Genomic DNA, 25638 nt, shown 5'->3' with positions numbered 1-25638 from the left:
TTTTAAAATGTTGTTCCAAGCTATAACAATGCATTAAACTTTCCTTGCGTCGCACTCTTGTGCAGCATAGCTTTAATGAGCAAAAAAAACATAATAGGGATTGTATAGCTACACCAGCCCTGTTACCCTAATACCCAATCCGGGATAATTAGAAATAGCTATTTTACCATCTTCATAATTAATGCCGGTAGCAATATCTTCTGCCAGTAAAAGGGGGCCATCCATATCAACATAATCCAGCAGTGGTAAAAACTGGGCAATGGCTGCACTGCCAATTGTACTTTCGTTCATACAACCCATCATAACGGTAAGCTGCAAAGCCCTGGCTTTTTCAATCATACGTAAAGCCGGTGTTAAGCCACTGCATTTGGTAAGCTTTATATTTATACCATGAAAATGGCCGGCACATTTTTCTACATCGGCTTCAAAAACACAACTTTCATCAGCTATTAGTGGTAATACAGATTGCTGGTATAATATCTCCATATCAGCCCAATTATCTTTGGCCAGAGGTTGTTCAACCAGTTCAACGCCAAGGCCTTTTAAAACAGGTATTTTTTGCAGGGCTTCTTCCAGTGTCCAGCCGGCATTAGCGTCTACCCTAAAAACAGCATCCGTATGTTCCCGAAGAGCTGTAATGGTTGCAATATCATCTGGCGTGCCTACTTTTATTTTATATATGGGCCAGGGTTTGGCTTTTATTTTGGCTACCATATTTTCTATATTGTCAATGCCAATAGTATAATCGGTAATGGGTGTGTTTTGCCATTGGGTGTCCCAGAGTGTATATATTGGCTGGTTTTTCATTTGTCCAAATAAATCCCAGCACGCCATATCTAATGCGCATACCAAAAATGGATTTTGTGGAAACAAATGGTGCAGGTAATGCCAATACCTTGCCGGATCTGTTAAAGCAAATTTCTCTACCAATGCCTTTTTCTTTTCCAGATCGGCAATCATTTCTTCTACAGTAATATTATAATAGGTAATAGCCGGAGCTTCGCCAAAACCCATAAAACGACCCAGTTGTAAGGATACTATTAAGGCAGGCTGGTGTGTTTTTGTTCTGCCACCAGAAATGGTAAATGGATGTTGAAATGGTAAATTGGTTTGCCAGTATTGTAATTGCACAATAATTATTTTATGGGTAAAGATAAACCCATACCTCCTGATATTATAAGGAAAGTACTATGGAATTGTTTGGCTGTTTTGCTGACCAATGCATCTGTACGCACAAGTGTGCGACGCAAGTAAAGCTGCATATTACACCATTGCCCGGCTACAAAAAAAAGGGATGCATTACTCGTACCGCAGTGCAGTAATTGGATTTAATTTGGAGGCTTTAATAGCAGGCCACAAACCGGCTAGTAAGCCTACAATGGAGCAGACAATGATGCCTGTTAATACCCAACCCCAGGGTACAACAAAACCGGTACCCAATATCAATGAGAATATATTGCCAATAAGCACACCCAGAATAATACCAATTATTGAACCTATTAAACTAATAATAGTAGATTCGAATAAAAACTGCTGGCGTATATCTTTCTTTTTGCCACCAAGGGCTTTTATTAAACCTACTTCACGGGTTCTTTCGTTTACGGCCACCAACATAATATTCATAAGGCCAATAGCAGCGCTAAAAAGTGTAATTAAACCAATGGCACTTGCGGCACCAAGTATACTGCTTAATAAACTTAAAAAAGTGGCTGCAATTTTATCGCTTTTTTCAATGGCAAAATTTTCATCATCCTGCGGTGTTAATTTTCTAATGCCACGAAATAGCGCTGTAGCCTCGTCAATAGCGCCGGGCAGTAATTGCATATCATCCGCATTTACACCAATAACAAACGAAGGCGATACATTACTCATTCGGCGTACATTGTTGTACGAAGTAATAATTACATTATCGGCCCTTAAAAAGGCACTGGAACCTTTGCTTTTTAAAATACCTACCACCCTGTAGGGAATGCCACCAACGCTAACAATTTTGTCTACCGCTTTAGCTTTGTTATCAACGCCAAATAATTTATTTACTACATCGCTACCCAGTAAACATACATTGCGGCCGGTTTGTACATCCATCAGGTTAAGGTTTCTGCCTGCTTCAACCGAAAAACCATTTACCAGTAAATAGTTTTCATCGCCCCCTCGTACACTAACATTAGGGTTGGTTTTTTTACTGTTGTACCTTATTTCATTAGCACCAGGGCCACTTAAGGCAATACTAACCAGAGCGGGGTATTTAAACGCAGCCTTAAATTGTTCTGCCTCCCTTAACTGAATAGGTTTATCAAGATTAGATTTTTTTACTTTTTTGGTTTTATCTACTTTTTCCGACTCGTTATCGTTACCAAACCTGAAACGCTCTTTATAGGCAATAGTAAATCCATTGGCTCCCATGGTAGAAAAACTATCCTTTAAGCTCACACTCATGGCTTGTATTGCGGTAATAATACCAATTAAGGCCATTATACCAAAAGCAATAATAAAAACAGTAATAACGGTTCTAAGAATATTACTTCTAACCGTGCGGTAAGCCAATCCCAGAGAGTCAGTTAATGTCATGCCTAATATTTTTATTCCAGGAATAATTTAAACAAGAAAAATGCAATAATGTACCCGGCTGTAGAACAAAAACAGGCTTTACTTGCGTCGCACTCTTCAGGGCCATGCATACGCATCAGCTGTTATGTTCACCACAACAGTTTTATGTAATTACCATATAACGTATTTACAATACAGTATTACAGAAAACGATAATTAAAGATAACATCAATTAAACAAGACCATTAATAAAAACAGATAGATGGAGAACTACTGATTTGAATGGTTAGAAATATAACCACCTGAGTAGCAACGTAGGGAAAATACCCAATAAAATAATAATGGCAGCAAGAGCTATTAATCCATATTTAAATGAAGGAACGATAGTGGTAGTTTCGGCATTTCCCTCTTTAAAATACATAGCCTGTATTACCCTGAAATAATAATACACACTTACTGCTGCAAATAAAACGCCAGTAATAACCAGCCATGTATAATTGCCTGTTTTTACAACAGCGGCCAGCATATAGTATTTGGCGAAAAATCCTGCAGTTAGGGGAATACCAGATAAAGACAATAAGAAAACCGTATTGGTAGCCGCCAACACAGGTTGTGTTTTAGCCAAACCATTATAGCCATCAAATGTATAATCTTTCATTTTTACCAACACAGCAAATATGCCAATTGTGGCAAGACTGTAAGCAGCTGAATAAAGTAAAATGCCTTCGTAAGCCATATCGTTTAGGCTAATAAGGGTAAACAACATAAAACCTGCCTGCGCAATACTTGAATATGCCAACATCCTTTTTACACTTTGCTGAAATACCGCAGTAATATTGCCTACCAATAAAGTAGCTACAATAATAATGGCATAAATCATTTTCCAGTCAACAACAGATTCTGTTTCTGCCATGCGCACGGCACATAATTTTATAAAAGCGATAAACCCGGCGGCTTTAACAATAGTTGCCATAAAAGAAGTAAACACGCTTGGTGCACCATCATACACATCGGGAGTCCAGAAATGAAAAGGTGCTGCTGAAACCTTAAAAGCCATTGACACTAATAGAAACAATAAACCCAGAATTTCAAGAAAAGAAACCAGCCCCTTATACATATTAGGTGCGTTACGAACTACTTCTAGGCTAAAGGTTCCTGTTCCACCATAAGTAAGCGCAATCCCCATCAGCATAAGTCCTGTAGAAAATGAGCCCATTAGAAAATATTTCAGGGCAGCTTCATTGCTCTTCATATTTCGCTTATCGCTACCTGTTAAAATGTACAATGGAATGGACATTATTTCAATACCTAAAAACAATGTAAGCAGGTTATTATAGGCAGATAATAATGTTACCCCGCACAACACAAAAAGAATAAGGGTAAAATATTCTGCTACATGCATCCCTGCATTTTCTATCTCTTTGCCTGTTAATAAAACATACAGCAGTGTAGATCCTATTGCTATGGAGTTAAACAATAAACCAAATCTGTTAAACTGCAACATTCCGTGAGTGTCAATAGCAAAAAATGTATAGCCGTAAGTATCGGCAATATTTCCAATAAGCAAAATGAGTAAAGCCACAGAGGCAATATGCCTGAAATTGCTTTTGTTTTTTATGAGAAAACTACAAAGCATCATCACAACACCAAAAGCAGCAGAAAGTATTATTGCGTTCATATTGTGTCTATACTGTTCTTAAATTACGAATGAAATTTTGAAAATACTGCCGCAACAGTATCACTGGTTAATTGTAAAATAGGTTGGGGATATATACCCAGTGCTAAAACCAAAACAACCAGCACAACCAATATTATCTTTGTACCCATAGCAAGATCAATGGCGCCATCTGTAACTACAGTAGTTTCGCCATAGAATATTTTCTGGATCATATTTAAAGTATACACAGCAGCCAGAATAATACTAATTCCTGCAACAGCAGCCATCCATACATTATACCTGAACAAGCCGTTAAACATCATAAACTCACCAACAAAAGCATTGGTTAATGGCAATGCAATATTTGCCAAAGCCATCACCACAAGTATTATTGCCAGGGCTGGAGCTTTAGACGCTAGACCACCTAGTTCACTTAATTTTCTGGTACCGAGCTGTGTTTCTATTACTTCGGCAACTATCCATAAGCCAATAACATTAATACCGTGGTTAAACATTTGGATCATCACTCCTTCAATTCCAATTTGTTGGGCTGAGAAAATGGCAGCACACATTAAACCTATATGGGCAATAGAAGAATAAGCAATTAGCCTTTTTAAATCATCCTGTCTTATGGCTATCAGGGAAGCATATACCATTCCAATTACAGATAGTAAAATAATTATGTGGCTAAAATGTGTTGATGCAGCAGGGAAAACAGGCACTAACCAACGCAGTACTGCAAACAAACCCATTTTAACCATTACTCCACTTAAAATCATGGTTACCGGAGTTGGAGCCTGCTCATAGGTGTCTGGCTGCCAGGTATGAAAAGGGAAAACCGGCATTTTGATAGCAAAAGCAATAAAGAACAAAAGAAAAGCAAAATTTTCTTCGGCTGCAGAAAGCTTTATTTTATAAAATGAGGTTAACGCAAAAGAATGATCCGGCGTTTTAAAATAAATATATAAGATGCCCACCAGCATTAATAATGAACCAATAAATGTGTAAATAAAGAATTTAAAAGTCACTTTAATTCTTTTATCACCACCCCATATAGAACATAAGAAATAGGCAGGTATTAAAGCTAATTCCCAAAAGAAATAGAAAAGCAAACAATCTGTTGCCATAAATACACCCATCAACCCAGTCTGTAATAATAACATCAATCCAAAAAAGGATGCAGGTTGAGGATATTTGTTATTATAAACAACACCAAATACAACAGGAAAAGATATTGCAGTTAACAGACAAAGCATTTTACTCATGCCATCTAAGCCAATGGTAAATCTGGCACCCAATGGAGTTATCCAGGCGCTATCATAAAAATTCAGGCTGCTACCAAATATTCCTGAAATACCAGCAATTACAAGCAAAAGCGTTAATAAAGAAACAAATAATGAAATGTTCTTTGCCCCGCTATTACTTTTTGCAAAAAAAGTAGCCAAACCGCCAATTAATGGTAATAATATGAGAAATAATGCAATCATATCTTTTGTTTTCCTTTACCTGCTAAAATATTTTTTGCAGGAACTGTACAATAATTTCCTGATTCCAGAATACTAAAAACAAAACAGCAATAGATAAAACCATGAATAAAATATAGTTTCCTACCTGGCCGCTTTGTAATAATCTTAATTGTCTTGAAGCGTAATTCACAAACTTTCCAACACCGTTTACAATTCCATCTATACCAGATTTCTCAACAACATTTTTAAGAAAGCCTGCTAATTTATCCAGTGGATTTACAATAACTGCATTATACAATTCATCTATATACCATTTATCTGCAAGTACCTTTTTAAATCCGGTATAAACTCCGTCAAAGCGGTCTACAGCAAATAGCTTTTTGGTAACAACATACACTATAACAAGTATTACTATTGTACCTCCTAAAAGATAATATTCTAAAGTAGCTGCTTCTGCACCCTCGTGTGTTACAGCGGGAACAATTGGAGCCAGAAACTGATTAAAAAAATCTTCCCCGCCAAAAACATGTGGCAATTGTACAAAACCACCAATCAATGATAATACACCAAGGATAATCAATGGAATAGTCATGGCAGATGGAGATTCATGCAAATGATGTTCCTGTTCATGTGTGCCTCTAAATCCACCAAAGAATACCAACATCATCAACCTGAACATATATGCAGCAGTTAATATAGCGGCAAATACTGCAAACCAGAATAATACTGGACTATGGGCAAGCACCGCTAATAAAATTTCATCTTTAGAAACAAAGCCAGAAGTAAAGGGAAACCCGGAAATAGCCAATACGCCAATTACAAAAGTCCAGGCCGTAATAGGTAGTTTTTTTACCAATCCACCCATTTTTGTAATATCCTGTTCCCCACCCATAGCATGTATAACTGAACCAGCGCCAAGGAACATCAATGCCTTAAAAAATGCATGTGTCATTACATGAAACACACCCGTTGTATAAGCACCAACACCCAACGCCAGAAACATAAAACCTAATTGGCTAACGGTTGAATAAGCCAACACCTTTTTTATATCGTTTTGAAAAAGTGCAATGGTTGCTGACAAAATTGCTGTGGCTAAACCAATAACAGCCACTACATCCTGCGTAAGCGGACTAAGAGAGTATAATACATTGCTTCTGGCAATCATGTAAATACCTGCTGTAACCATTGTAGCAGCATGTATTAATGCAGATACGGGTGTTGGACCCGCCATCGCATCAGGCAACCAGGTATATAAAGGTATCTGTGCACTTTTACCCATGGCACCAACAAACAACAAAAGTGTTATTGCAGTTACATCGGTGGATGATAAACCTGTACTTGCCTGTTCAAATACATCTACATAATTGGCTGTGCCTAGTTTACTTAATAACCAGAATACAGCCAACAAAAAACCAAGGTCACCAATTCTGTTCATCACAAAGGCTTTCTTGGCGGCATTTGTATAATTTATATTTTTAAACCAATAACCAATTAAAAGATAAGAACATAAACCAACGCCTTCCCAGCCAATAAACATGATTACATAGTTGGCGCCCATTATCAATAATAACATGGAAAAAACAAAGAGATTCAGATAAGCAAAGTATCTGCCAAAATGCTCAGATGATTCATCGTGCATATATGAAGTAGAATACAGGTGAATAAGAAAACCTATACCTGTAATTATAAGCAGGAAAATAACAGACAACTGATCTATCTGAAACGCAAAAGGAATTTGAAAACTGGCAACATCAATAAAGTTGAAATAATTTACTACAACACCACCATTTGCTTTAACATCAAAAAAAAGTATAAGGCTTACAATAAATGAAAGCAGTATGGTTCCGCAACCAATGATGCCAATGGTACCTTTTGATAATGACTTTCTAAAAAGCCCATTTATCAAAAAACCCAGTAAAGGAAACAATGGTACTAAATATGCGATATTGTTCATATTGAATTAATCAAAATGTGAATAGCAGATTTTTTTGTAATCTGCTTTTATATTTCGAAATCTAATTTTTCAACCTGTTTAAGAAATTAATATCCACCGAGTGAATATTTCTATACATCATTACTATAATTGCCAAACCAACACTTACTTCAGCTGCAGCAACAACCATTATAAAAAATACAAACAACTGTGCATCAGTACCTGCGGTTGAAGCGTTGTCCGTTGCAAAAGCAGCTGCATAGTGCATTTTTGAAAAAGCAACCAGCATCAGGTTTACAGCATTTAACATTAGCTCAATGCACATAAACACTATAATGGCATTTCTTCGGGTTAATACCCCGGCCACACCTATGCAAAACAAACAAGCTGCAAGAATAATATAATATTGAATTGGCATATCTACTAAACCCTGCTTAAGGGCATATTTTAAATTATATTGCTATACTAAACTATTGCTTCTTCCCTATTACCACTGCACCAACCATGGCACTTAAAAAAAGTACTGAGCTTATTTCAAATGGTAATGCATATTGGGTAAACAATACTTTACCAAGGTTTTCAATCAAACCAATACTACCTTCTTTTATCATAGCGGTTTTACCCACTATTTCCCCTGCTGATCTTGTAGCAGATACAAATATCCAAAGCAATAAACCGCCAGATATAACACCCGAAAATTTCATCCATATATTTCTGCTCGGTTCTGTTTCCTTGTTTAGGTTCATTAACATTATTACAAACAGGAATAATACCATGATGGCCCCTGCATAAACAATAATATTTACAATGGCTAAAAATTGGGCATTTAGCAATAAGTAATGGCCTGATATTGCAAAAAATACAACAATCAGCCAAAGCACACTATGAATGGGATTCTTGCTAACAAGCACCATAATGGCACTAAAAAGTGCTAATACGCTTAAAAACCAGAATAGAATTTCAGAAGTACTCATGTTGTTGGCGATTAGTTTCTGCTAACCGTTAAGGATAATGATGAAAATATCTTTTCAATTTTATTGTAAACCTTCTACTTACATAACTATAAACCTCTTGCCTTTGCAAGGTCATCTGCTTCGGTAAGTACATTAGGTATCAACAAATCTTCTTTGGCATACACCAGTTTTTTACGACTGTAATTTGATGGTGTAAATGTTTCACTTAAATAAATGGCATCTTTGGGACAAGCCTCCTCACACAATCCACAAAAAATACAACGCAGCATATTTATTTCATAACGGGCTGCATATTTTTCTTCGCGGTACAAATGCTCTTCACCATCCTTACGTTCTGCAGCTTCCATGGTTATGGCTTCTGCCGGGCAGGCAACTGCACATAATCCACAGGCAGTGCAACGTTCACGTCCTTCCTCATCACGGTTTAACACATGTAATCCTCTAAACACCGGGCTAAACTGCCTTCTTTGTTCAGGGTAATTAATGGTTGGTTTTTTCCTGAACATATGACTAAAAGTGATAGACATACCTTTGAACACGGCGGGCAGATAAATCTTTTCCCCGAATGTCATTGGTTTGCGGTCTACTACTTTTACCCTATTGGTTAATGCCTGCATAATCTGCGTTCAGTTTATATGGGTGCAAAAATATTTTTCTAATCTGTTGTTACCAACTTTATCTAATACTATTATCCGTAAACAGGTAAATAATATTGTTTAGCCATCTTTCTGTTCTATGGGCATCGTCTGTTGTGTCACTCACTTGTACGCTTTTATCGCTATTGTGCTTTAAGTGCAGCGTAAGTAAATGTATTTTACCGCTGCCTAAAGTATCTGCTGTACAAGAGTGCGACGCAACGAATGCCTGATTATTATTCTTTGCCTGGCCAACAATAAAAAGAACTAAAAACCCTGACGTGCCAATATTACAGCACCTGTAATAAGCATATTGGCTAATGCAAGTGGTATCAAACCTTTCCAGCCAAGGTTCATTAATTGATCGTAACGGAAACGAGGTAATGTCCAGCGTATCCACATAAATACAAAAATGAAAAAGAAAATTTTGGCCATAAAAGCAACAATACCAATTAATGCTGCCATGTTTACTGACATTGACGATTCATCTATAAAAGGCATATCATAACCACCAAAAAACAAAGTGGTTATTATGGCGCAACTTATAAACATGTTTATATACTCAGAAAACAAATAAAAACCCAGTTTCATAGAAGAGTATTCCTGATGGTAACCCATGTTTAATTCACTTTCAGCTTCAGGTAAATCAAATGGGGCCCTGTTACACTCGGCCATGGCACAAACAAAAAATATAAGAAACCCAAGAGGCTGGTACCAAATATTCCAACCAAGTATACCACCCCAGCCACCTTTCATTTGTTCTTCTACAATGGTTTTTAAGCTTAGTGAACCTGTCATCATTAATAAAGCTATTAATGATAAACCCATGGCTAACTCGTAGCTAATCACCTGGCTGGCTCCACGTAATGCTGCCAGCAAAGAAAATTTGTTATTAGAAGCCCAGCCACCAATCATAATACCATAAACACCTAAACTTACTACGCCAAAAACATATAAAATACCAATATTTATATCTGCGATTTGTAAGCTTACCGTGGTGCCAAAAATTTCCAGCTTATTGCCCCAGGGAACAACAGCACTTGTCATCATGGCGGTTAGCATGGCTAAGGCCGGCCCCATAATGAAAAGAAATTTATTAGAACTATTAGGTATAATTTCTTCTTTAAAAAATAGTTTCATACCATCTGCAAGCGGTTGTAATAAACCAAATGGGCCGGCACGGTTAGGGCCACGCCTGTCTTGCATAACAGCAGCCACTTTACGTTCGGCATAGGTTGCGTACATAGCTATTACTAGCGATGCACTCACCACAATTGCAATAAGTATTAATTTTTCTATAATAAATGCCCAGTCAAGAGTGAGTAGTATCATGGGATTGATTAGTCTTTTTTGGTTTCGTTAAAAACATCGCTTGTTGCAGGGCCATTGATAAGGCTTAATTCAATATTTGGCTTATTTACACCACTTACATCATGGATATCCATAAAGAATCTTGGCTGCTGTCCGCTCATTACTTTCACAATGGTTTCCTCTGGTTTTTTTAATCCCAGATAATGACCCTGAGCAATAACTGAATGTCTGTTTATTACGGATGGGCCCTCTATAACCCAGTCATTGGCTGCTTTCTTCTCAAAACGGCATTCATTACAAATCCAACCTGGTTTACCATCTGCGGTATCCTTAACTTCACCCCACTCGTCTTTACGGGCTGTTACCCGAAATACTTCATCACCTCTCATCCAGAGTTGAGCTTTTCCTGAGCAAGTAGGGCAATCTCTGTGCGCATCTACAGGCTTGGTAAACCAAACGCGGTTTTTAAACCTAAAAGTTTTATCAGTAAGTGCTCCAACCGGGCAAACATCAATTACATTTCCTATAAAATCATTATCCAGTGATTTTTCTATGTAGGTAGCAATTTCCGAATGATCGCCACGACTTAAAACACCATGTTCCCTGCTATTGGTTAGTTGATCTGCAGTAAATACACAACGATAGCAAAGTATGCACCTTGTCATGTGTAATTGAATATAAGGACCTAAATCGTGCTTTTTAAAAGTTCTACGCTGAAACTCATAGCGGGTACCGGCTTTACCATGTTCATATCCTAAATCCTGTAAATGACATTCACCTGCCTGATCGCAAATGGGACAATCTAACGGATGGTTCAGCAATAGAAATTCTACCACGCCAGCACGTGCATCTACTACTTTAGGCGAAGTAATATTCTTTACTTCCATTCCATCCATCACCGTAGTTCTGCAACTGGCAACCAGCTTAGGCATAGGCCGCGGATCTTTTTCACTACCTTTTGATACTTCCACCAAACAGGTACGGCATTTACCGCCACTACCCTGTAGTTTAGAATAAAAACACATGGCAGGTGGCGCAACATCACCTCCTATTGATCGGGCAGCCTGCAATATGCTGGTACCGGGGGCTACCTCAATAGTAATGTTATCAATTGTTACTTTAAATAATTGTTGTTCACTCATATTTCTAAGCTGTTACGGGCACATGAATTTCATCCGCATAATGCGCCAATCCAAAATTTCTGTTTAAACATTCTATAGGGTTATTCACATGCCATTCAAATTCATCCCTGAAATGCCTTATGGCAGCTGCTACCGGCCAGGCCGCAGCATCTCCTAAGGGGCAAATTGTATTACCTTCTATTTTACGCTGAATATCCCATAGTAAATCAATATCACTCATCTTTCCTTTACCGGTTTCAATGCTTTTCAAAATTTTCTCCATCCAACCGGTTCCTTCACGGCAAGGTGAACACTGTCCACAACTTTCGTGACGATAAAATCTGGCAAGCGTATACGTATGTTTAACGATACATTGATCCTCATCCAATACAATAAAACCACCAGAGCCCATCATAGAACCTGTAGCAAAGCCGCCATCGCTTAAGCTTTCATAGTTCATATAACGGGTTTCTCCCTTTGCAGTTTTAAATAACAGATTTGCAGGTAAAATAGGCACAGACGAACCGCCCGGAATACAGGCTTTTATTCGTTTACCATTGGCAATACCTCCGCAAAATTCTTCTGAATAAATAAATTCTTCAACAGAAATAGTCATATCTATTTCGTAAACACCAGGCTTATTTATATTACCACAGGCGCTTATTAATTTTGTACCTGTAGACCTGCCTACACCAATTTTAGCGTATTCTTCGCCACCCATGTTTATCACCGGAACAACTGCAGCTAAGGTTTCAACATTATTTACAACAGTTGGCCTGTCCCACACACCTTTTACAGCTGGGAATGGTGGTTTTATCCTTGGATTGCCTCTTTTACCTTCCAAACTTTCTATTAAAGCAGTTTCTTCTCCGCATATATAGGCACCTGCACCTCTTTGCACATATATCTCACAATCAAATCCGGTATCCAGAATATTTTTCCCTAACCAGCCATTTTGTTTTGCTTCATTGATAGCTTGCTCCAATATATCTACAATCCAGGCATATTCACCACGGATATAAATATAAGTTGCATTACTGCCCAGGGCAAATGAAGCCACAATCAACCCTTCAATTAGCAGGTGGGGAATATTTTCCATCAGGTATCTATCCTTAAATGTACCTGGCTCACTTTCATCGGCATTGCAAACCAAATGGCGCGGCACACCTTCAGGTTTGGCAATAAAACTCCATTTCATACCTGCCGGAAAACCTGCGCCACCACGGCCACGAAGACCGCTTTTTTTAACCTCCTCCACTATATCAGCAGGAGCCATTTTTAATGCCTTTTCCACACTGCGGTATCCACCTTCACTGCGGTATACATCGTAACCGCGAATGCCTGGCACATGTGCTTTCTCTAAAAGTAATTTAACGCCCATTGTAATAATTGCTTTTGCTTTATTGGTAGCCCTTACTTTAATTCTTTATTTATCGCTCACAATATTTACTAATTATTGGAAGCCGCATTTTTTTTGCACTCTTCAATAATACTATCTACCCTTTCTTTTGTTAAATGCTCTTTATAATATTTACCCAATTGCATCATTGGTGCATACCCGCAGGCGCCCAAACATTCCACTGTTTTTAAAGTAAACATACCGTCTGCCGTAGTTTCGCCAGATTTTATGCCCAGTTTTTCATAAATATAGGTAACAATATCATCGCTACCCCTTAACATGCATGGGCCAGTATGGCACACCTCAAACAAATATTTACCTACAGGTTGCAGGTTATACATGCTATAAAAAGTAGCCACCTCATATACTTCAATGCTGGAAATCTGCAGCAGTTCAGCTACATAATCCATTGTTTCAGCACTTAACCAACCACCAAAATTTTCCTGTGCAAGATGCAATACGGGAATTAATGCACTCTTTTGTTTTCCTTCAGGATAACGTTGCACTATTTCCTGCACCTTAGCCAGCTTATCATCTGAAAATTTTACCATAACTATTTATCATTTTACAGATTTGCGTATTATTCAAATGAACGGCAAATCATTAAAAACTGCTATGCATCCATTTCGCCTGCAATTACATTCAGGCTACTTAATGTAATAATGGCATCACTTAACATGGCACCCTGAGAAATCTCCGAATATGCCTGATAGTAAATAAAACAAGGCCTTCTAAAATGCAAACGATATGGCGTTCTGCCACCATCGCTAATCAAATAAAATCCAAGCTCCCCATTACCACCCTCTACACTATGGTATACTTCGCCAGCTGGAATTTCTGTTTCGCCCATAACTATCTTAAAGTGATAGATGAGTGCTTCCATTTTGGTATATACATCTTCTTTTTTAGGAAGATAATATTCAGGTATATCAGCATGGTACACTTCTGCTTCGGCGCCTTTAAATTCCTGCACTTTCTTATATGCCTGATCAATAATTTTCAGGCTTTCCCACATTTCTAAATTACGCACCAAAAACCTATCATAACAATCACCCGTTTTTCCAACAGGTATTTCAAAATTAAAATCTTCGTAACTGCTGTATGGGCTATGCACACGCACATCATAATCAACACCTGCCGCCCTTAAATTTGGACCGGTAAAACCATAGTTAAGTGCCCGCTCGGCTGCTATAGGGCCTGCACCAATGGTTCTTTCCATAAAAATGCGGTTGCGGGTAAGCAGTGTTTCGAACTCTTTTAACACCTTAGGATATTCGGCCATAAACTTTTCCAGCTTGGTAAAAGCGGTATTATTAAAATTACGCTCAAACCCTCCTATCCTTCCAATATTGGTTGTTAACCTAGATCCGCAAATCTCTTCATAAATTTCATAAATCAGTTCGCGGTACTGCATTACATATAAAAATACAGATAAAGCACCTGTATCTACACCTACAATAGAATTGCAAATAAGATGATCAGATATTCGTGCCAGTTCCATAATAATTACCCTGAGATAGTCTACCCTTTTTGGTGTTTGTACCTTAAGTAATTTTTCGCAGGTCATATGCCAGCCCATATTATTAATGGGGCTGCTGCAATAATTTAACCTGTCTGTTAATGTAGTAATCTGGTATAATGGTCTGCGTTCTGCCAGTTTCTCAAATGCACGGTGTATATACCCTACTGTTTGCTCAGCAGAAACAATACGTTCGCCATCCAGTTCAAGAATATTTTGAAAAACACCATGTGTAGCCGGGTGTGTTGGCCCCAGGTTTAATGTTGAAGTTTGTTTTTCAATTGAACCTTCCGGTAATGTAATATGGGGATGTAGTATATCAGACATAAACCTTTTCCGCTTGAACGGATTCTTTTTGTTTTGGTTATGAACTTTTATTCTTTAATCAACATCGTTGTGTCACTCACTTGTACGGTAGTAATGCTATGCAGCTATCTGCTACATAAACGAACCTCCGCGGCCAAACATCTCATCGTCTTTATCTCTTCTGGTTTGGTCTTCCAATGGAAATTCCTTGCGTAAAGGAAAATAATCCATCTCATCTACATTCAAAATCCTTTTCAGGTTGGGATGGCCTACGAAATTTACACCGTAAAAATCAAATGTTTCCCTTTCCATCCAGTTTGCTGTGGAATACAAGCTGGTAGCAGTATACACATCTGGCTGGTTAATATCGGTAAATACCTTAAACCGGATACGTACATTATCTACCAGGTTATGCAGGTGATACACCACGGCCAGTTCCTCCCCTTTTCTTTCAGGGTAATGTACCGCACATAGCGCCGTTAAAAATTGAAACCTGAGTTCCTCATCATCAAAAAGGAATTGCAATACTTTGATATTGTTTTCTTTTGGTGCTGCAAAAGTGAGCATACCATAAGGTTCTTCAAAACCAGAAACCAGTTCTCCGAACTTTTCCTGTAAGCGTTGCTGTATTTTTTCGTTGGTTAAACTCATAATTAAAGCCCCTCCAACCCAGAATGGGATATTCGCCTGCAAAGATGTATTGTATTTACTAAAACCAAGCAGGTTATTTGTTTTTGTTTTAAGAACTTTTTATGTATAGCTTCAATAGAATTGTTGCCGTACAAGAGTGCGACGCAAGAAAAGCCGATGGATTTTCTGTAGCCGGGCTCAAAATTTTTATTTATTGAATGCCGTAACTACCCAGCAAAGCGGTATAATGCTCGCTATTTCTACGGCGCAAACTTTCGTTATGTACCAAATCCTGTATTCGGATAAAGCCGTCTAAAATGGCCTCGGGCCTTGGAGGACATCCTGGTACATACACATCTACAGGTATAACCTGATCGATGCCCTGTAATACGCTGTAAGTATCGAAGATACCACCTGATGATGCACAGGCACCAACGGCTAATACCCAACGTGGTTCGGCCATTTGCAGATATACCTGTCTTAAAACCGGTGCCATTTTTTTGGCAATAGTACCCATTACCATCAGCAAGTCGCACTGGCGAGGGGTAAAGCCCAGTCGCTCTGATCCAAACCTGGACAAATCGTAATGAGAACCCATGGTGGCCATAAACTCGATACCACAGCATGAAGTGGCAAATGGCAAAGGCCAAAGCGAGTTTTTCCGGGCCAGACCAACCACCTGTTCTAAATTGGTTGCAAAGAAACCTTCTCCCTGTAAACCTTCGGGCATTTCGGTAATTGCTACATTATCCCTTATATCGGCATCTTTAGCATGTATATTAAAACGTACCGGACGAGACATATAATTTATTTAAAATGTAAATTGGTAATTGTTGCATCAACAACACTTGATTTGTTTATAAGTTCGTATTTACCTGGAAAAATGAACAAATACAACGGGAAGAAGCTATTAATCTTCCCAGTTTAATGCGCCTTTTTTAATGATATAAACAAACCCAGCAAGGAAAAATGCCACAAAAAGCACTATTTCACCAAAACCGGCCCAGCCCAGCTCTTTAAAATTAACGGCGTATGGATAAAAGAATATAACTTCTACATCGAACAATACAAAAAGAATGGCAACAAGGAAATACTTAATAGCCATTGGCTGGCGGGCATCTCCATGGGTTTCTATACCGCTGGCAAAGGTTTCCAGCTTGTCGCTCGTTTTCCTTTTGGGGCCCATAAAATTGGATAATACCAACATGGTTGCCACAAAACCTATTGCGAAAAAGATTTGTATGCCAATAGGCAGGTAATTAGCAGCACTGTTTGCTGCAGCCGTATCAAGAAACATATTTAATAGCGTCATAGGAATGTATTACTTGGCAAAAATAAGGGCAAGTAACTGAAAAGAAAAACCCACTTTTAAAAGTGGGTTTTAAATACAGTATTAATTTAGCTTTCCACCGCCCGGCGCTGGCTTTGCCTGATTGGCGTTATTGCCAGTACCTGCTTTCTTTTGCAGGGCTTTTTGTAGTGTTGTTTTTGTATCAGTTGGAAATTTATTCTCTTCGCTGGTTGGATCGGGATATAATGCAATCATTGAATCGCAGATATCGATACCTTTTTGAAGGTCTTTGGCATATTGTGCAAAATACACTAACAGAAAGTAGTAGTTGTTATAAATGGTCTTTCTGTTTTTGGTAAGATCTTTACTTAAAAACGCTATATAGTTGTTTACCGGAATAACAGCTAAACCTTTGGAAGTATCGACATCGCACATTTTATTGGCAGATACGTTGAAAGTGTAGCCTTGTGGTAAATCTGGAAATGCAGTAATGTATTGCTTTGATATAGAATCGGCCAATACGCAGTTTTTAGCATCCAAGGAAGCTTTACTTAAATCGTAATAGTCTCTTGCGGTAGCTTTACCTTTCATGCTAATTAATTTGAGTAGAACATCCACCTGCTCATTATATTTTTTTGCTTTCGATAACATTCCGGCAGCGATTGTCATGTATTCAAGCTTTTTAGCCATTACTGTATCTGCATCAACTGCTTTTTGTAAATAGGATAGTGCCTGTACTTCATTACCTGGAAACTTGGCCAATAACTTACCTGCAAAAACATAATCGGTAGGTTCTATTTTATTGGCAGGAGCGGCTGCAAAGAATTTTTCTATATAAGATTTGGCTGTAACAGAATCTCCCATTTTATCATAATCATAAGCATATAAAACGCTTGTTCTAACAAAGTCTTTACAGGCACCGCTTTCCATTTCCTTTACTTTACTAATAGATTCCTGATATTTACCGGCACGATAAAGATAATCTGCCACAAAATAATCTACAGTACAATCTTTATCAGCATTAGCAACATATTTGTCTAAGAACTCTTTGGCAGCATTTACATCTCTGTCTTTATAATAATCAAAATACGCAAGATAAACCGGAGCGAATGCTGGATCAGCAGCAATTGCTTTACCATACCATTCGTTCATAAATTCTGTATTATTCTGGCTTTGATAAATTTTTCCGGTTCTGTAATAGGCCTGGGCATATTGTGGATTACGTACAATAGCATCACGAAATGCTTCCACTGCTTCACCACCTTTATCTGTACCCATTTTCAAATAGCAAATACCCAGATTTATGGAGATATCAGGATTGGTTTTATTGATTTCCTGAGCCCTGATTAATTTTTCTATGCCATAACCAGGATCACCTTGCTTACTGCTTCCATCGGCATTTGCACGGCCAATAGCATTTAATATATCTGCATTTTCTACACCTTTTTTTCCTTTAGTAGCGGTGATAGCTTGTTCAAATTTTTGTTTTGCAGCGTTAATATCACCATTGTCCATTAAATCAGCATGGGCAGTACCCACCCAAATCCAGGGATCATTTACACCAGCTGTTAAGGCTTTTTGATACAAGGCTTTGGCTCCGGGTATATCTTTATCAGCAAGATAGGCCTGACCTAACCAGTAAATAGATAAAGCATCATTTGGTTTTGCTGCTACAACTTTCTGAAGTGTTTCTTTAGCACTGTTTACACGTTCATAATAAAGGTATTTGATACCATCATCAATTGTTTGAGAAATAGCAAAAGAGGTTACAAATGCAACCGCAAGAATCGTTAACGTTGCTTTCTTCATTTTCTTCATTTTATACAGTTGTATGCTTTTTACTGAATATTTCCTTTTCTTACTCCAAAATACATTGTTCCCGGTACAAGGTAGCTTCTTCTGAAAACTAATTGACCTCTTTCCAGATTTAAATAATTCATAAATCCGGAACCTAGACCATTTGTATTTTCTTTCAAAATATAATACAAAGGCCGTACCAAAGGATATTGTGCATATGTTATTGTGGCAGGTGATGGTTTAGCAAACGATCCTGAATCACAATTTCTTTTACATTCTACCAAGGCAAATTTTATTTGCTTTTGGTAGGCTACCTGTTCAGGATCCTGCTCATTGGTAACCCAACTTGAACCTACAAATCCAATTGCATTTTTATGTTTTGAAACATAATCAACCACCGCTTTACTTCCATTTGCTGCAGTTACATTTTTGCCAAATGGGTCTCCATTCAAAATTGAATCCAATAAAAACCTTACTGTACTAGTTGCAGATTTACCGTCTAAAACAATATCTCCTAAAGTATCTTTACCACTCAATTTATCTCTTAATTGTCTTATCGTAAACACACTATCTTCTGCTGCGATATTGATTATTACACTAACTGCATCGTATGCCAATACACCAAACTGGGGTTTGAAAGAAATTTTGCTATTAAAATAGGCCGTTTCCTCCCTGGTTAAACCCTTTGCGACAATAATCATCCTGGTACTATCCGACTGAAGATCCCTGAAACAATCTGCTTCAGATTTATAATGCGCATTTATTTTTGTACCCGGATAAGAAGATTGATAAACTTTTATCTGCTCGTTAATAACCGGTTCAAAACTTTCATCCACACTAATATTAATCTCCCCATTTAACGGCGTATCATATTGTTCGCTATATGATTTTTTGTTACTGTCACAACTGCATAAAAATATTACCAATAACAATGTAACCAAAAAAGATTTTTCCATACATAGCTTTTTCATCATCAATCTTCCTTTTTCAGCCCCCTGTATAACCTAAAAATACCGTATACTACACATAGACCACCAAATAAATCAATCATTAAAGGGTCTCCAAACTTTTCAGCCAGATTAAGCCCAAACGACTCATTAAAAAACATTAATATACCTATACCAGTAATAATAATGCCCATAGTTACATTATATATCGTTTGCATCGATGCATAATTTTTACGTTGGCGCTGCTTAAACTCTGTTTCCATTAAATAAATTTGTATAGGGGTGGCAATTTAATAATTTTTACAATTAACTACTAATCAATATTATCCAGTTTGCTAAAATAACTACCAATGTTTGCATTTTAAGAGATTTTTTGGATGAAGTATGCTGCTCTGCCCACCTAAGAAAAAACGATCCAATTTAAATTTAGAAAAATGCCATAGATCCATTCATTTTATAATGCTATATAATAGCTTCAAAATATTAAATAAAGATGCATAAGATTTAAAATTCCATAGGCGAATAAGAATATTTGTTGACACTTTTAAGAAAATAAAAAACTAACAAATACTAGTTTTACCAAATAAGCTTTCATACAAAACCTAAAGGCGGTTTATATTTGCAGCCATGAAAATTTTAATGGTTTGTTTGGGTAATATTTGTCGCAGCCCTTTGGCCGAGGGAATTCTTCAGCAAAAAGCCAGTCTGGCCGGATTAAATTGGATGATAGATAGTGCCGGTACCGGCAATTACCATATTGGTCAGGCGCCACACACTTTATCTCAAAAAGTAGCCCAGCAAAATCAAATAAATATCAGTGAGCAAAAAGCAAGACAATTTACAAAAGAGGATATGTTAAACTTTGATAGGATTTATGTAATGGATAGCGAGAATTATCAGGCTGTAAAAAAGATGAGTGGTTCATTCTTTAATGCTGCCAAAACAGAATTGCTATTAAATGAATTATATCCCCATCAAAACCGGGCCGTACCCGATCCATGGTACCATGAAGAACCAGCTTATCACGAGGTTTTTAACCTTATCAGTGAAGCCTGTGATAAAATTATTCAAAAATATTCTTCAATATCCTAGCAAATTACCTTTGCATTTCAATTTACCAAAGCAAGTATTTTAAAGCATATTATATGGCAAAACCTAGTTTACCACAGGGCACAAGAGATTTTAGCGCAGAAGTAGTGCTTAAAAGAAACTATATTTTCAATACCATACGCAGCGTATTTGAATTATATGGCTTTCAACCCTTAGAAACCCCTGCCATGGAAAACATAGAAACCTTAATGGGGAAATATGGGGAAGAAGGCGACAAACTAATTTTTAAAATACTAAATAACGGATTAGATAACCCCCAGAAGCAGGCTCAAATTAAACTGGATTTTGAAAAAGTGTTAGCAGGTAAAAATATTAAAGGTATTACCGAAAGGGCACTTCGTTATGACCTTACAATACCTTTTGCCCGTTATGTGGCCATGAACCATGGCCAGCTTAGTTTTCCTTTTAAGCGTTACCAAATACAGCCCGTATGGCGGGCCGACAGACCGCAAAGAGGCCGTTACCGTGAGTTTTATCAGTGCGATGCTGACGTTGTTGGAAGCAATGCCTTAATAAACGAAGTAGAATTCACCAATATTTATGCTACCGTTTTCAAAAAACTGGGCATTGATGTAGATTTAAAAATAAATAGCAGAAAAATTTTAGCCGCATTGGCCGAAATATGCGGAGGCTCCGATAAACTCACTGATATTACTGTTGCCATTGATAAACTGGATAAAATTGGAATTGAAAAAGTAAAAGAAGAACTTACTGAAAGAGGCCTTACCTCTGCTCAGGTTAGCATTATTGAACAGTACCTGCTGGTTAAAGGAAGCAACGAAGAAATGTTGGAACAAATTACCCAACTGGTGGGACATACCGAAACCGGTAAAAAAGGCATTGAAGAAATTTCATTTATCCTCCAATACCAGCCCGATAATCATGCTGTAAAAGCAGATTTTACACTGGCACGCGGACTAAATTATTATACCGGCATTATTTTCGAAATAAAGGCAAATGGGGTTCAAATGGGTAGTATTGGCGGCGGCGGCAGGTACGATGATTTAACAGGTTTATTCGATGTACCCAATATACCCGGCGTAGGAATTAGTTTTGGGGTAGACAGAATTTATGATGTAATGGAGGAACTTGCTTTGTTTCCGGCCAATGTGCAAAACAGTACCAAAATATTATTTTTTAACCTTGGCGCTGCAGAAGGCAAAACAGCATTTACATTAATGCAGCAATTACGCCACGGTGGAATTAGCTGCGAATTATTTCACGAGCAAACCAAGTTTGACAAGCAGTTTAAATATGCCGAGAAAAAAAATATTCCCTATGTGGTAATTATTGGCACCAAAGAAATGGAGGAAAAAACTTGCGTGCTTAAAAACCTGCAAACAGGCGTACAAGAGCAGTTGCAACAAACAGATTTGTTAACACATATATTTTAAACTCAAAAAAAATGCCCTGCAAAACAGGGCATTTTCTCTTTGGCTTTACACCAGTTAAAACATTTTGTAATACGGGCATTTGCTATAATGGCATCGCCGCTTGCGTCGCAATCACTTCATCGTTCCACTTACATGGCAGCAATTATTTAACTGCTTTATTAACGGGCAGCAATTGGTTCTTCTTTACGCATATACCTGCGGTTAAAATAGGCTGATGCGGGTTCTACCCTAGTACCAACCAGTTCCATACCGCTTACATAAATAGTTAATGAAATAACTTTCTTGTTCACAGAATCGCGCTGAAACACAATAGTGCCACCTGCGTAGCTCATACTAAAACTATCTTTACCAATCAACTCCATGGTAGCCGTACCCATATCGGATGTTAGGTTAAGAATATTATCCTGCCAAAGCACTTCTACCTGTGCAACCGGGCTGCCATCATTAAACTTATAAATACCATAAAATTCTTTATAAGTAGTAGAATCCTGCGCCATGGATGCTGTTGCAAAACCTACGATGGCCAATAAACTAAAAATCAATTTTTTCATATAACAGTGTTTTATTTTTCTAATGTACAAGCAAATTTTAGATTATAAAAAACAATAGGCATTTTATTCTGTGCGTTTAATTGAATAACGCCAAGCAGCTATTAGTTTAAACAGTTTTTTGCTGCAAATGGTTATACAGCAAAAGTGAGTGACACAAGGAACGATGCCAATAGTTCTTTTGCCTGCCCACCACCTATTGCAGCTTTTTAACTTCTTTATTATAATAAGTCACCGTATTTAATACTGATGGCAGGTTGCTTGGCAAATCCTCGGCATCGCGTTCAATATAGATATAGCCTTTAAAGTTTTGCTTTTTTAGTTCGGCAAAAATGGCCGGAAAATCTACTACGCCTGTGCCAACCGGTACGTCTCTTAATTTGGGATCGTTATAAGCGGCTATATCTTTTAAATGTACGGCTATAATATGGCCACTTAATTTTTTAACTGCATCCAATGGGTTTATACCACTTTTGGGCCAATGGCCAAGATCGGCACAAACGCCAAAATTTGGGTGTCCTTTTATAGCTGCCAACACAATATCGGGGTTCCAGTAATCGCTAACCCCTTTCCAATGCTCGTGTATAGCCACTTTTAATTTATATACGTCGGCAAGGCTATCAATACTATCCCACATGGTTAGCGGGGGTTCGGTAGTTACAAAATCTACTCCAAATAAATGGGCTATTTCAAACTGTTGTTTCCAGGATTCGATGGTTTTGCCGCCTACCACATATACAGATTTCACCTTTAACCCTTTTTGGGCAATCATATCCTTTAACTTTAGAATACTGGCAGGGCATAATTGGCCAATGGTAGAATCATTAAACTCAGGACCAGCACTATGAAAGGTATTGGGCTCTATGTATTTAATGCCAGCACTATCCACTTTATCCAATGAGGCAGGAAAATTAACGGTATGAAATGTCCACAATGCCACCCCAAATTTCCAATCTTTTACCGGGTTCACATCAGGCGCAAAGGCTGTAACCGTTAGCATTAATAAGGCCGACAAGAATAGCAAGTTTACAATTTTTTTCATGTTTTGTTGTTGAACAGATGAAACATGAAGTTCTGCAATTATTAGAATACTGGTAGAAGAATTTTATACTTTACTGCCATAAAAAAAACACCCCGATATAAATATATCAGGGCTAATTTACCAAATCGTCTAATTGTTATTTAGGCAATCAAACTACTTAAATAGGATAGTATATTTTATATGAGTGTATTTTAGTACCACAAAAATAATGTGCCTTTTTATACCAAACAACGTGATTTATCACGCAGGTGGCCGTGATTTATCACGCCAAAAAACCAATACATAAGGTTATAATCAATTTTCAACATAAAAAAACCCCGGCTTTACCGGGGTTTTTGCAGATATGTGTAATGTATTTATAATAAGTCTTCTACTCTTAAACCCTCATAATTTTGCAAATAGCGTTTTATATATTGGTACTGGTTAAACTCTGCTGCTTCATGGGTGGTGGTTAGTACTACAGATTGCATTTGCGCATTTTGTGCAGCTTCCACACCTTTTGGTGCATCTTCAAAAACAATGCATTCGGCTGGTGTAACCCCCAATAATTGGGCACATTTAATAAAAGTTTCCGGATTGGGTTTACTTATTGCCACATCATCGGCGCTAACAATTGCGTTAAAATAATGCCTGATTTGTAAATTATCCAGTACAAAATCTATATTAAATGTAATGGCTGCAGAACCGATGGCCATTAATACACCGGCAGCTTTTGCTTCATCCAAAAAAGCATGTAAACCGGGTAACAAAGAAAGATGTGGCAAAAAAGTTTTCTGGTATCTCCGCTCCTTTTCCACTGATATTTCTGCAGCTTTTTCTGGTGTAAAATACCCTTCGCCAAAAATGCGGGCCAGCACCTCTTCATTTTTACCGTACATCTGCACTTTTACTTCATCCCGGCTAAGGCTACCGCCCAAATCATTGTTTATAATCTCTAACCAGGCTTCGGTATGATAAGCCATGTCATCAATCATGGTGCCATTAAGATCAAAAATAAATGCCTTTATGTTTTTTAACATGTGCGTGTGCCCTTCTTACTTAATTATTTTCTTTGCAATACTGCCTGCACTGCTTTTACTATATGTGCGTCATCCAAACCATATTTCTTCATCAGTAAATCTGGTTTACCGCTTTCGCCAAACGAATCGTTTACGGCTACAAATTCCATTGGTACAGGATCGTGCTTCATTAGCAACTGAGCGATACTATCGCCCAAACCACCAATACGGTTATGCTCTTCGGCACTTACCACACATCTAGTTTTGGCTACAGATGCCAATACTGCTGCTTCGTCAAGTGGTTTGATAGTGTGAATATTGATAATTTCTGCATCAATACCCATTTCGGCCAGCATTTCACCGGCTTTTATGGCTTCCCAAACCAAGTGGCCTGTGGCAAAAATGCTCACATCCGCACCTTCGTTTACCATCCATGCTTTGCCAATTTCAAATTTTTGGTCGGCTTCGGTAAAAATGGGCACCACAGGGCGGCCAAAGCGAAGGTAAACAGGGCCTTCGTATTCGGCAATAGCCAGTGTAGCCGCTTTGGTTTGATTATAATCGCAGGTATTTATCACCGTCATACCGGGCAACATTTTCATTAATCCGATGTCTTCCAGTATTTGGTGGGTAGCGCCATCTTCGCCTAGTGTTAAACCGGCATGAGAGGCACAAATTTTTACATTTTTATTTGAGTAAGCTACAGACTGGCGAATTTGATCGTATACGCGGCCAGTAGAAAAATTGGCAAATGTACCCGTAAATGGAATTTTACCACCTATGGTTAAACCTGCTGCTATACCAATCATATTGGCTTCTGCAATACCTACCTGCACAAAACGATCAGGAAAATCTTTTATAAAAGCTTCCATTTTAAGAGAGCCAACTAAATCGGCGCACAGTGCTACTACATTGGGGTTACGCTGACCAGCCTCGTATAAGCCGGCGCCAAAACCAGAACGTGTATCTTTTTTTTCTGTGTATGTATATTTTTTCATTGTGTATGTTTTTTT

25 protein-coding genes are annotated in these 25638 nt (G+C 37.9%); 2 read left to right on the top strand and 23 right to left on the bottom strand.

What is annotated here, in order from left to right:
- Window positions 1-108: 108 nt before the first annotated feature.
- The 19 genes from GD597_RS22135 to GD597_RS04940 all read right to left on the bottom strand — a co-directional run bounded on the left by GD597_RS22135 (window position 109) and on the right by GD597_RS04940 (window position 19751).
- Window positions 109-1131, bottom strand: coding sequence for a dipeptide epimerase (locus GD597_RS22135; protein ID WP_171606730.1), 1023 nt, complete (start codon window positions 1129-1131; stop codon window positions 109-111).
- Between the two features lie 168 nt (window positions 1132-1299).
- Window positions 1300-2568, bottom strand: a complete 1269-nt coding sequence (locus tag GD597_RS05025) for an ABC transporter permease (RefSeq protein ID WP_171606729.1) — start codon at window positions 2566-2568, stop codon at window positions 1300-1302.
- A 265-nt stretch (window positions 2569-2833) separates the two neighbouring features.
- A complete protein-coding gene (locus GD597_RS05020) occupies window positions 2834-4225 on the bottom strand; it encodes an NADH-quinone oxidoreductase subunit N (RefSeq protein ID WP_171606728.1) in 1392 nt (463 codons plus the stop codon).
- A gap of 23 nt (window positions 4226-4248) precedes the next feature.
- The gene (locus tag GD597_RS05015) at window positions 4249-5691 is read right to left on the bottom strand and encodes a complex I subunit 4 family protein (RefSeq protein WP_171606727.1); all 1443 of its coding nucleotides are present in this window, start codon (window positions 5689-5691) and stop codon (window positions 4249-4251) included.
- Window positions 5692-5713: 22 nt separating this feature from the next.
- Entirely contained in the window at window positions 5714-7624 is a 1911-nt protein-coding gene (gene nuoL, locus GD597_RS05010; RefSeq protein WP_171606726.1) for an NADH-quinone oxidoreductase subunit L, read from the bottom strand.
- Window positions 7625-7685: 61 nt separating this feature from the next.
- Entirely contained in the window at window positions 7686-8021 is a 336-nt protein-coding gene (nuoK, locus tag GD597_RS05005) for an NADH-quinone oxidoreductase subunit NuoK (RefSeq protein WP_171606725.1), read from the bottom strand.
- A 52-nt stretch (window positions 8022-8073) separates the two neighbouring features.
- Window positions 8074-8577 carry an NADH-quinone oxidoreductase subunit J family protein gene (locus tag GD597_RS05000; RefSeq protein ID WP_171606724.1) on the bottom strand — a complete coding sequence of 168 codons (504 nt, stop codon included), beginning with the start codon at window positions 8575-8577 and terminating at the stop codon, window positions 8074-8076.
- An 86-nt stretch (window positions 8578-8663) separates the two neighbouring features.
- Window positions 8664-9194 (bottom strand): NADH-quinone oxidoreductase subunit NuoI, encoded by a 531-nt coding sequence (nuoI, locus tag GD597_RS04995; protein WP_171606723.1) that lies wholly within the window; start codon window positions 9192-9194, stop codon window positions 8664-8666.
- 285 nt (window positions 9195-9479) lie between these two features.
- The gene (gene nuoH / locus GD597_RS04990; protein WP_171606722.1) at window positions 9480-10544 is read right to left on the bottom strand and encodes an NADH-quinone oxidoreductase subunit NuoH; all 1065 of its coding nucleotides are present in this window, start codon (window positions 10542-10544) and stop codon (window positions 9480-9482) included.
- 8 nt (window positions 10545-10552) lie between these two features.
- Window positions 10553-11665, bottom strand: coding sequence for a 2Fe-2S iron-sulfur cluster-binding protein (locus GD597_RS04985; RefSeq protein WP_171606721.1), 1113 nt, complete (start codon window positions 11663-11665; stop codon window positions 10553-10555).
- 4 nt (window positions 11666-11669) lie between these two features.
- Window positions 11670-13025 (bottom strand): NADH-quinone oxidoreductase subunit NuoF, encoded by a 1356-nt coding sequence (gene nuoF, locus GD597_RS04980; RefSeq protein ID WP_171606720.1) that lies wholly within the window; start codon window positions 13023-13025, stop codon window positions 11670-11672.
- A gap of 68 nt (window positions 13026-13093) precedes the next feature.
- Window positions 13094-13594: an NADH-quinone oxidoreductase subunit NuoE family protein gene (locus tag GD597_RS04975; protein ID WP_171606719.1), complete on the bottom strand. Its 501-nt coding sequence runs from the start codon at window positions 13592-13594 to the stop codon at window positions 13094-13096.
- A gap of 62 nt (window positions 13595-13656) precedes the next feature.
- On the bottom strand, window positions 13657-14889 hold the full coding sequence (locus GD597_RS04970) for an NADH-quinone oxidoreductase subunit D (RefSeq protein WP_171606718.1): 1233 nt from the start codon (window positions 14887-14889) through the stop codon (window positions 13657-13659).
- Window positions 14890-15000: 111 nt separating this feature from the next.
- Window positions 15001-15561: an NADH-quinone oxidoreductase subunit C gene (locus GD597_RS04965; protein WP_235954188.1), complete on the bottom strand. Its 561-nt coding sequence runs from the start codon at window positions 15559-15561 to the stop codon at window positions 15001-15003.
- Between the two features lie 148 nt (window positions 15562-15709).
- Window positions 15710-16300 (bottom strand): NADH-quinone oxidoreductase subunit B, encoded by a 591-nt coding sequence (locus tag GD597_RS04960; RefSeq protein ID WP_171606717.1) that lies wholly within the window; start codon window positions 16298-16300, stop codon window positions 15710-15712.
- 108 nt (window positions 16301-16408) lie between these two features.
- A complete protein-coding gene (locus tag GD597_RS04955; RefSeq protein WP_171606716.1) occupies window positions 16409-16810 on the bottom strand; it encodes an NADH-quinone oxidoreductase subunit A in 402 nt (133 codons plus the stop codon).
- A gap of 81 nt (window positions 16811-16891) precedes the next feature.
- Complete coding sequence (locus tag GD597_RS04950; RefSeq protein WP_171606715.1) at window positions 16892-18598, bottom strand: tetratricopeptide repeat protein; 1707 nt, start codon at window positions 18596-18598, stop codon at window positions 16892-16894.
- 29 nt (window positions 18599-18627) lie between these two features.
- Complete coding sequence (locus GD597_RS04945) at window positions 18628-19542, bottom strand: PstS family phosphate ABC transporter substrate-binding protein (RefSeq protein ID WP_171606714.1); 915 nt, start codon at window positions 19540-19542, stop codon at window positions 18628-18630.
- A 17-nt stretch (window positions 19543-19559) separates the two neighbouring features.
- Window positions 19560-19751 (bottom strand): hypothetical protein, encoded by a 192-nt coding sequence (locus tag GD597_RS04940; RefSeq protein WP_171606713.1) that lies wholly within the window; start codon window positions 19749-19751, stop codon window positions 19560-19562.
- A gap of 409 nt (window positions 19752-20160) precedes the next feature.
- Here GD597_RS04940 and GD597_RS04935 point away from each other — a divergent pair, with 409 nt between their 5' ends.
- Together GD597_RS04935 and hisS are read left to right on the top strand one after the other, a co-directional pair.
- Entirely contained in the window at window positions 20161-20625 is a 465-nt protein-coding gene (locus tag GD597_RS04935; RefSeq protein ID WP_235954186.1) for a low molecular weight protein-tyrosine-phosphatase, read from the top strand.
- 53 nt (window positions 20626-20678) lie between these two features.
- A complete protein-coding gene (gene hisS / locus GD597_RS04930) occupies window positions 20679-22037 on the top strand; it encodes a histidine--tRNA ligase (protein WP_171606712.1) in 1359 nt (452 codons plus the stop codon).
- A gap of 158 nt (window positions 22038-22195) precedes the next feature.
- Here hisS and GD597_RS04925 read toward each other — a convergent pair whose 3' ends face one another.
- The 4 genes from GD597_RS04925 to GD597_RS04910 form a co-directional block, all read right to left on the bottom strand.
- Window positions 22196-22588 carry a hypothetical protein gene (locus GD597_RS04925; RefSeq protein ID WP_171606711.1) on the bottom strand — a complete coding sequence of 131 codons (393 nt, stop codon included), beginning with the start codon at window positions 22586-22588 and terminating at the stop codon, window positions 22196-22198.
- A 193-nt stretch (window positions 22589-22781) separates the two neighbouring features.
- Window positions 22782-23627 carry a sugar phosphate isomerase/epimerase family protein gene (locus tag GD597_RS04920; RefSeq protein WP_171606710.1) on the bottom strand — a complete coding sequence of 282 codons (846 nt, stop codon included), beginning with the start codon at window positions 23625-23627 and terminating at the stop codon, window positions 22782-22784.
- Between the two features lie 356 nt (window positions 23628-23983).
- Window positions 23984-24646: an HAD family hydrolase gene (locus tag GD597_RS04915; RefSeq protein WP_171606709.1), complete on the bottom strand. Its 663-nt coding sequence runs from the start codon at window positions 24644-24646 to the stop codon at window positions 23984-23986.
- 23 nt (window positions 24647-24669) lie between these two features.
- A complete protein-coding gene (locus tag GD597_RS04910; protein WP_171606708.1) occupies window positions 24670-25623 on the bottom strand; it encodes a transketolase family protein in 954 nt (317 codons plus the stop codon).
- Between the last annotated feature and the right edge of the window lie 15 nt (window positions 25624-25638).

The organism is Limnovirga soli, assembly GCF_013106755.1.
Classification (GTDB): Bacteria; Bacteroidota; Bacteroidia; order Chitinophagales; family Chitinophagaceae; genus Limnovirga; species Limnovirga soli.
This window is presented reverse-complemented; position numbering and strand designations above follow the sequence as displayed.

Bases quoted from the DNA above. Each gene is read 5' to 3' on its own strand.
- GD597_RS05025 (WP_171606729.1), bottom strand. From the start codon at position 2,568: ATGACATTAACTGACTCTCTGGGATTGGCTTACCGCACGGTTAGAAGT.
- GD597_RS05020 (WP_171606728.1), bottom strand. From the start codon at position 4,225: ATGAACGCAATAATACTTTCTGCTGCTTTTGGTGTTGTGATGATGCTT.
- GD597_RS05015 (WP_171606727.1), bottom strand. From the start codon at position 5,691: ATGATTGCATTATTTCTCATATTATTACCATTAATTGGCGGTTTGGCT.
- nuoL (WP_171606726.1), bottom strand. From the start codon at position 7,624: ATGAACAATATCGCATATTTAGTACCATTGTTTCCTTTACTGGGTTTT.
- nuoK (WP_171606725.1), bottom strand. From the start codon at position 8,021: ATGCCAATTCAATATTATATTATTCTTGCAGCTTGTTTGTTTTGCATA.
- GD597_RS05000 (WP_171606724.1), bottom strand. From the start codon at position 8,577: ATGAGTACTTCTGAAATTCTATTCTGGTTTTTAAGCGTATTAGCACTT.
- nuoI (WP_171606723.1), bottom strand. From the start codon at position 9,194: ATGCAGGCATTAACCAATAGGGTAAAAGTAGTAGACCGCAAACCAATG.
- nuoH (WP_171606722.1), bottom strand. From the start codon at position 10,544: ATGATACTACTCACTCTTGACTGGGCATTTATTATAGAAAAATTAATA.
- GD597_RS04985 (WP_171606721.1), bottom strand. From the start codon at position 11,665: ATGAGTGAACAACAATTATTTAAAGTAACAATTGATAACATTACTATT.
- nuoF (WP_171606720.1), bottom strand. From the start codon at position 13,025: ATGGGCGTTAAATTACTTTTAGAGAAAGCACATGTGCCAGGCATTCGC.
- GD597_RS04975 (WP_171606719.1), bottom strand. From the start codon at position 13,594: ATGGTAAAATTTTCAGATGATAAGCTGGCTAAGGTGCAGGAAATAGTG.
- GD597_RS04970 (WP_171606718.1), bottom strand. From the start codon at position 14,889: ATGTCTGATATACTACATCCCCATATTACATTACCGGAAGGTTCAATT.
- GD597_RS04960 (WP_171606717.1), bottom strand. From the start codon at position 16,300: ATGTCTCGTCCGGTACGTTTTAATATACATGCTAAAGATGCCGATATA.
- GD597_RS04955 (WP_171606716.1), bottom strand. From the start codon at position 16,810: ATGACGCTATTAAATATGTTTCTTGATACGGCTGCAGCAAACAGTGCT.
- GD597_RS04950 (WP_171606715.1), bottom strand. From the start codon at position 18,598: ATGAAGAAAGCAACGTTAACGATTCTTGCGGTTGCATTTGTAACCTCT.
- GD597_RS04945 (WP_171606714.1), bottom strand. From the start codon at position 19,542: ATGGAAAAATCTTTTTTGGTTACATTGTTATTGGTAATATTTTTATGC.
- GD597_RS04940 (WP_171606713.1), bottom strand. From the start codon at position 19,751: ATGCAAACGATATATAATGTAACTATGGGCATTATTATTACTGGTATA.
- GD597_RS04935 (WP_235954186.1), top strand. From the start codon at position 20,161: ATGAAAATTTTAATGGTTTGTTTGGGTAATATTTGTCGCAGCCCTTTG.
- hisS (WP_171606712.1), top strand. From the start codon at position 20,679: ATGGCAAAACCTAGTTTACCACAGGGCACAAGAGATTTTAGCGCAGAA.
- GD597_RS04925 (WP_171606711.1), bottom strand. From the start codon at position 22,588: ATGAAAAAATTGATTTTTAGTTTATTGGCCATCGTAGGTTTTGCAACA.
- GD597_RS04920 (WP_171606710.1), bottom strand. From the start codon at position 23,627: ATGAAAAAAATTGTAAACTTGCTATTCTTGTCGGCCTTATTAATGCTA.
- GD597_RS04915 (WP_171606709.1), bottom strand. From the start codon at position 24,646: ATGTTAAAAAACATAAAGGCATTTATTTTTGATCTTAATGGCACCATG.
- GD597_RS04910 (WP_171606708.1), bottom strand. From the start codon at position 25,623: ATGAAAAAATATACATACACAGAAAAAAAAGATACACGTTCTGGTTTT.